Source organism: Lentilactobacillus dabitei (assembly GCF_019061365.1).
In the GTDB taxonomy this organism is placed as follows: domain Bacteria; phylum Bacillota; class Bacilli; order Lactobacillales; family Lactobacillaceae; genus Lentilactobacillus; species Lentilactobacillus dabitei.
In genome coordinates, this window is sequence record NZ_JAHPPD010000114.1 from 1 (window position 1) to 7,079 (window position 7,079).

Below are 7,079 nucleotides of genomic sequence, written 5' to 3' on the forward strand. Positions count from 1 at the left end.
AGGTAGATAGGTTGGAAGTGGAAGTGCAGCGATGTACGGAGCGGACCAATACTAATCGGTCGAGGACTTAACCAAGTAGAAATGGTGTTTGAAAGTAGAAAATTAATATTAGCTAGTTTTGAGGGAACGAAGTTCTTTCAAGCAGCAAGAAGTGTGGTGGCGATAGCCAGAAGGATACACCTGTTCCCATGCCGAACACAGCAGTTAAGCTTCTGCACGCCGAGAGTAGTTGGGGGATCGCCCCCTGCGAGGGTAGGACGTTGCCACGCTAACCTGAGTCTCTGATAGCATTTACTATCAGAGGCTTTTTTGTTATCATCATTATTATTGTGATAATTATTTGCCGTTTTAGCTCAGAAGGTAGAGCGTTTCCATGGTAAGGAAGAGGTCCCGGGTTCAAATCCCGGAAACGGCTTAACCAGTCAATCGAACTAACTATTTGGAAAACGTTAAAATCTGTCAAAAACTCCGAATTGTGATGCCTAAAAAATTGTTCAAATTAAAGCCAAGATTGTCTGAGGATAGCTGTACGTTTGTCTCATAAATTAAAATCGTATGATCGATAAAAAATGCCCACCATTTAAGGTGAGCATTTTTTGTCAGTGCGCCCGGCATGGGCGCTAACTAGGTGGTGAAAGTCCACTGTAGGCCTTAGTAGTAGGAACTACGAGCTAAGGACAAGGGTGTCCGCCGTGAGGCGGAATCTGAAGGAAGTCCAAGGCAAAGTGCTGAACCGATGAACAAGAACTGGCTATAAGGCCACTACTTGGAGGTAAGGTTGCATAACAAACTGAAGCCTCATACTACTCGAAGCAAGTAGCGGTAAAGCCAGCGGCTGCATGGCACGAAAGTTAGCGTCCTTACCCGGGGAGATCTGAATTGCACGTTCTGGCACAGAAGCGGAATGCATCTGACAGAACAAACCAGTCAGCAATGACTGGCCGAGCAGTTCAGAAGTCAGCCGAGGCCATAGTAGTTGTTTAGCAACGAAGGGCCGAACAATAATAATCTTCACTGATACAGGAGGTGGAAGCAGTGCGACAATCGCAGAAAACAGAAGCAGAGTCTGGCCGCCAACGGATGGTAGACCTGGAAGGTCAAGAGCAAGCTGGGGTGCGTAGCACCGCTTCTGGTGAACGCACAGTCGGAAATGACGTTTCGTTTCAAGCATTGGTCCTGTCCCGCGGGAATCTAAATGAAGCCTACGAACGGGTCCGACGTAATAAAGGAGTTGCCGGTATTGATGGCATGACCGTCTACCAAGTGCTCCCATATTTGAAAGCGCACCGTGATGAGTTTATCGCCACCCTGCGTGATGGTACGTATAAGCCCCAACCGGTCAAACGGGTGGAAATCCCCAAGCCGGATGGGTCAATGCGAAAGCTGGGTATCCCAACCGTGCTGGACAGGATTGTCCAACAAGGAGTCGCTCAAGTCTTGGCGCCAGTGTTTGAGAAAGTCTTTTCAGACAGCAGCTTTGGCTTCCGGCCCCATCGGAGTGCTCAGGATGCCATTCAACGGGTCACTAAACTTTACGACCAGGGTTATCACTACGTGATTGACTTGGATCTAAAGGCTTATTTTGACACTGTAAATCATGATCTTCTGATGAAGTTCATGAAGCAGTATGTCAGTGATCCGTGGGTATTGCATCTCATTCGTCAGTTCCTAACTAGTGGGGTGATGAATGGCAAGCTGTTTGAGTGTTCCGAAAAGGGAACGCCGCAAGGCGGACCAATCTCTCCATTGTTGGCCAATGTCTACCTCAATGAGCTGGATAAGTTATTGACCAAACGTGGTCACCAATTTGTTCGCTATGCCGATGACTGTAACATTTACGTCAAAAGTAAGCGAGCTGGTTATCGGGTTTTGGCTAGCATTATCAAGTTCCTTGAGAAGACGTTGAAGGTTACTGTCAACCAAAAGAAAACGAAGGTTGGTTCTCCCCTGCGGTTGAACTTCCTTGGCTTCTCATTAGGGGTCAATTCCAAAGGAGCCTATGCTCATCCTAGTCAAAAGGCTAAACGGCGGGTTCGATTGGCGCTCAAGCAATTGACTAAACGTAATCGAGGGCGAAAACTCGATGTGATTTTCAGAGAGATTCGCCAAAAGATGCGTGGGTGGCTGCAATACTACAGCATTGGCGAAATGCGGACGTTCGTTCAGCAAATTGACCAATGGTTGCGCTCGCGAATTCGCCAGTATATTTGGAAAATGTGGAAAAAGCCGGCCACCAGAGCAAAAGCTCTGATGAAATTAGGCATGATGCATAACCAAGCTTGGAAGTTTGCGGAAACCAGAAAAAGTTACTGGCGGACAGCGCATTCCAAAACACTGACATATACCATTACAAACAAAAGACTGGAACGCCGTGGACTCATAAATCTGTCCAAGACACTCCAGTCAATTGAAACAAAACGTTTAAGTTATTGAACCGCCGTATACGGAACCGTACGTACGGTGGTGTGAGAGGTCGGTAGCGTGAGCTACCTCCTACTCGATTGCGTAGATCATTTTTCAGTATAAAGTGATTTCGGAATCCCGTATTGAGATCTGCCCAAAGCTTTTTGTAACCAAGGAACACACCAGTAATCTAATCCAAATGACCGACCTGATCCATTCATCAAAGCAATGGCCACAAATAGAATCCAAGTTGTTGGCCAGGACATCATTGCCGCAAAGAATAAGACAATGACGGCGAGGTTGGCAATCCACGTGAATAGCCCCAAGAAGATTAAGCAGCCAAGAATGGCTTCAAACATTGCCAAGCCACCGCTTCCAGTAATGAGATAATGCGCACTAATGCCGTCAATCATTAAAGCAAGTCCGAAGAACAAGCGCATCGGAACACTCCAGAGAACGTTACTCCTCCGTGAAGTATGAGCACCAAACACTGTTCGATTATCATTTACTCTAAAGAACTCGTCCAAAATATAGTTGAACATAAAGTATCCAGAACGAATTCGCCAGAAGTAAAGCAAATTGGAACCATGCTTCATGATAGTTGCGATCCAACCTCGGATTCGCTTACCACCAAACACTTGGGCAATTCCATAACGGGCACCAAATGATACCGTGAAGCCCATGTTCTTATCGTGAAATTCCAGGTAGTTGTGGTTACCGTCAATATCTGCGGCGATATTAGTTGAGGTCACAACGGCTTCGTTTTCAGCTTCTTGGGCAGTTTGGGGAACAGCTCGTTCAGCGCCTTGCTCAGTCGCAGCGGCATCGTCACCAGCAACGTAGATACTATTGTCCTCAAATCCTTTAGCCTGCAAATATTGGTTGGTGACTAATCGGCCACCGTGACCAGCATCAATTCCGAAACTATCAGCAATTGAACTTGTCTTAACCCCTGCAGTCCAGATCAGTGTATTGGTTGAAATAGAATCTTGATCTTTAATATCAACACTATCTTTATTAACACTTACAATCATTGATGAAGGTCGAATATCAACATTGTTCTTCTTCATGTAAGCTTCTGCGTGGGCCGCGTTGGTTCGATCAAGCATGTTAATAATCGTTGGAGCAGCTTCAACCAAAATGACTTTGATCTCGTTGGGGTCAATCTTGTTTTCTTTGGCAAGCACTTTCTTATAATCAATCAACTCACCAACAGTTTCGGCACCAGTAAAACCAGAACCGCAGACAACAATCGTTAGCAGGGATTGTCGCTTACGTGGATCTCGTTCAATTGCCCCTTTAGCAATTGTTTCTTTGATGTGCGTTCTCAACCGCATTGCGTCTTCAATCGACCAAAGTGTAAAGCCATTTTCCTTAACTCCGGCAGTTCCAAAGTCGTTAGGTTCACCACCTAAGCTGATTAACAGGCTGTCAAATGGGTAGGTGCCATTTTTACAAGTAACTAACTTGTTTTGTTTATCGACAGAAATAACCTCATCGGTGACAAGTTTGACATTCTTCTGCTTGTGAAAAATCCTTTGTAAATCATACCGAACACTGTTGGGATTAACCCGATCCGTTGCAACTTCATGAAGTCGTGTTAAATAGGTAAAGAATGAATGTTTGTCGATCAATGTGATCTTAACATCTTGGTTACTCTTGAAATGCTTGGCAAGTTTCTTCGTAGCGTAAACCCCAGCAAAGCCAGCACCGATAACAACGATATTTTTAGTCATGAAATATTCCTCCCCCTAATAAAAACTGATAAGATCCCTTAAATATACAAAGAATGAATGATAGCATAAACGTTTCTTATCACCATCAGTATAAGAGGGCTAGCGCGAATTGTCTAATGAAAGACATTCCAATCTTGAACTGAAATCGATTAATCAAAACTAAAACGTTGATCTAATCGATTAAATAGCGCTTTCTAAAGATTAGTTACATAATACTTACTGTATTGATAATTTATAAGCTATTAATGATAATTAAATGATAGTAAAGTTTGAATATTCAGTCATTTCTATATACAATGAAGTTATGTGAGGGAACTCATTAGTGTTTTGCAAGGGGGGATATAATAATGTTAAGTGTTGGAATTTCGATGTTATGGTTATCACGTTTTCAATTTGCGATGACCACGGTCTTCCATTTCTTCTTCGTACCGTTTTCGATTGGTTTAGCTTTTATCGTTGCAATTATGGAAACGGTTTACGTTATCAAGAAAGATGAAGTCTATAAGAACATGGCAAAATTTTGGGGGAAGATTTTCCTGTACAGTTTTGCTGTGGGGGTTGTAACTGGTATTATCCAAGAATTCCAGTTTGGAATGAACTGGTCTGATTATTCACGGTTTATGGGTGATATCTTTGGTGCGCCATTGGCCATTGAAGCCTTGGCGGCCTTCTTTATGGAGTCGACATTCATTGGCCTTTGGATGTTTACTTGGGATCGCTTCAATAAAGTGATTCACTGTTTGTTTATCTGGTTAACTGCATTTGGTTCAACTTTATCCGCACTTTGGATTTTAGCTGCCAACAGCTTTATGCAGAATCCGGTTGGGTATGCGATGAACGCTGCTCAGCACAAAGTTGAAATGACCAGTTTCTCAGCTGTTATTATGAATCGTCAACTATGGAATGAATTTCCACACGTTATCTTTGGCGCATTCTTAACGGCTGCATTTGTGGTTGCCGGCTGTTCAGCATGGCGACTGTTAAAGAAGGATCACGAGAACTTCTACCGCAAATCAATGAAAGTTTCATTAATCATCGGGCTGCTTGCTTGCATGGGTTCCGTATGGTCTGGTGATACGCAGACTCGTTACTTGATTAATAATCAACCAATGAAGTTTGCCGCAATGGAAGGAATTTATAAGAATTCAACCGAAAAAGGTGATTGGTCGGCGGCTCAAGGAACCAAGAATCATCAAAAGACTTGGTCAATTGAAATTCCTTATGTGCTTAATATTTTGGGGCATCATAGCTTAAATGGTACCTTTAAAGGCCAAGAACAGGTCAACAAAGAATTAAAGGCTAAGTATAACAAGAACGGGGAAACTCGTAACTATTATGTACCAACTCGAACCTTGTTCTGGAGCTTCAGAATTATGGCCATTTCCGCTGGCTTATTTGGCTTAGTGGCAATCATTGGTTTATGGTTCAATCGTAAGAAGTCTCAAAGCATTATGAGGCAACGCTGGTTCTTGTACGTAATGGGACTCATGGTATGGTTACCATTTATCGTTAATACCTGTGGCTGGTTCATCACTGAATTTGGTCGTTACCCTTGGGTTGTCTACGGGCTATTAACAATTGCGGATGCCGTATCGCCAACTTCTACCGTCGCAAGCCTCATGTTTACGAACATCGTTTACTTCTTGATATTCGCATCACTTGGGGCAGTTATGATTATTTTGAGTCATCGAGTCCTCAAGCAAGGACCGGATTCTGTGACGACTGATGGCTATTCATCTAAGCCTGAAAAGACTTCCAAAGTAGATCCTTATGAAATGGGGGCGGCTCATAATGACTAATCTGCAATTACTTTGGTTTCTGTTGATTGGTGTCCTGTTCAGTGGATTCTTCTTCCTGGAAGGATTTGATTTCGGGATTGGAATGGCTGTTCGGTTCTTCGCAAAGAATCGTGATGAACGGGATGTCGTGATTCAAACAATCGGGCCTCATTGGGACGGTAACGAAGTTTGGCTGATTACCGCTGGTGGTGCGATGTTTGCATCGTTCCCGATGTGGTACGCTTCATTATTCTCCGGTTATTATCTGGTGTTGTTCCTGATTTTGGTTGCCTTGATCTTCCGAGGCGTTTCGTTTGAATTTCGTGCTAATATGCAAACCGATACTTGGCGAAACTTCTGGGAATGGGCAGCTTCAATTGGTAGTTTCTGTGCAGCGTTCCTCTTTGGGATGATGTTTGTCAGCATGATTCAAGGAATGCCAATTGATGCTAATGGTAATATCTTTGGTAGCTTCACTGATTATGTCAATTGGTTCTCATTAGTTGGTGGAGTTGCAGTTTCATTGCTTTGCTTCATCCACGGCTTGAACTTCCTGCGATTAAAGACAACTGGTGAGCTTCGTGATCGGGCTCAAAAATGGAGCAAGATTCTTTATCCGGTCTTACTTGCTGGTGAAGTTGTCTTTGTTATCCTGCTTTACTTGACTACTGATTTCTTTGCTAAGAAGCCAGTTTCAACGTGGTCCATCTTGATTGCTTTGGTTATTTTTACCTTGGCTGCATGGTGGGGTGCTCGAGCAAAACACGACTGGGCATCATTCATTGCCAGTGGGCTATCACTCATTAGCGTAGTTGTCCTGATTTTCAATGGATTATTCCCACGAGTCATGATTGCTAATAATAGTGCAAACTCAATCTTAATTAAAAATGCATCAAGTTCTCCATACACGTTGCATCTGATGACAATTTTGACGTTTACGATTTTGCCAATTGTTCTGATTTACTTTATTTGGAGCTATTGGGTATTCTACAAGCGTTTGAAGTCACCAAGAGCTGCAGAACAATAAGTGCGTAACAAGTGATGACTTGAACATCAACTAAATAACAGGTTGTGGTGCGTGTGAGGTGTACCCCAAAAGTTAAAGTAAATATTTGCTTGTCTTTCCTAGGCGGCACGGAGTCGATAGCTTATCGGCGCTGTG

4 protein-coding genes, 1 tRNA gene and 1 rRNA gene are annotated in these 7,079 nt (G+C 43.4%); 5 read left to right on the plus strand and 1 reads right to left on the minus strand.

Features of this window, described 5'->3' with window-relative positions:
- The first annotated feature begins 152 nt into the window (after positions 1-152).
- From rrf to ltrA, 3 genes are all read left to right on the plus strand, one after another.
- Positions 153-269 (plus strand): 5S ribosomal RNA (rrf, locus tag KTE19_RS12380).
- A 73-nt stretch (positions 270-342) separates the two neighbouring features.
- Positions 343-415, plus strand: a tRNA-Thr gene (locus KTE19_RS12385).
- Positions 416-1,035: 620 nt separating this feature from the next.
- The gene (ltrA, locus tag KTE19_RS12390) at positions 1,036-2,433 is read left to right on the plus strand and encodes a group II intron reverse transcriptase/maturase (protein ID WP_217342405.1); all 1,398 of its coding nucleotides are present in this window, start codon (positions 1,036-1,038) and stop codon (positions 2,431-2,433) included.
- A 77-nt stretch (positions 2,434-2,510) separates the two neighbouring features.
- On the opposite strand, the gene KTE19_RS12395 is transcribed toward ltrA, so the two are convergent.
- Positions 2,511-4,139 (minus strand): NAD(P)/FAD-dependent oxidoreductase, encoded by a 1,629-nt coding sequence (locus KTE19_RS12395; RefSeq protein WP_217162416.1) that lies wholly within the window; start codon positions 4,137-4,139, stop codon positions 2,511-2,513.
- A gap of 347 nt (positions 4,140-4,486) precedes the next feature.
- Between KTE19_RS12395 and KTE19_RS12400 the strand changes: the two genes are divergently transcribed.
- Both KTE19_RS12400 and cydB read left to right on the plus strand, forming a co-directional pair.
- Positions 4,487-5,938 carry a cytochrome ubiquinol oxidase subunit I gene (locus KTE19_RS12400; protein WP_217162414.1) on the plus strand — a complete coding sequence of 484 codons (1,452 nt, stop codon included), beginning with the start codon at positions 4,487-4,489 and terminating at the stop codon, positions 5,936-5,938.
- Positions 5,931-6,944 carry a cytochrome d ubiquinol oxidase subunit II gene (cydB, locus tag KTE19_RS12405; protein ID WP_217162412.1) on the plus strand — a complete coding sequence of 338 codons (1,014 nt, stop codon included), beginning with the start codon at positions 5,931-5,933 and terminating at the stop codon, positions 6,942-6,944. Before KTE19_RS12400 ends, cydB begins: the two co-directional genes overlap by 8 nt.
- Positions 6,945-7,079 lie beyond the last annotated feature (135 nt).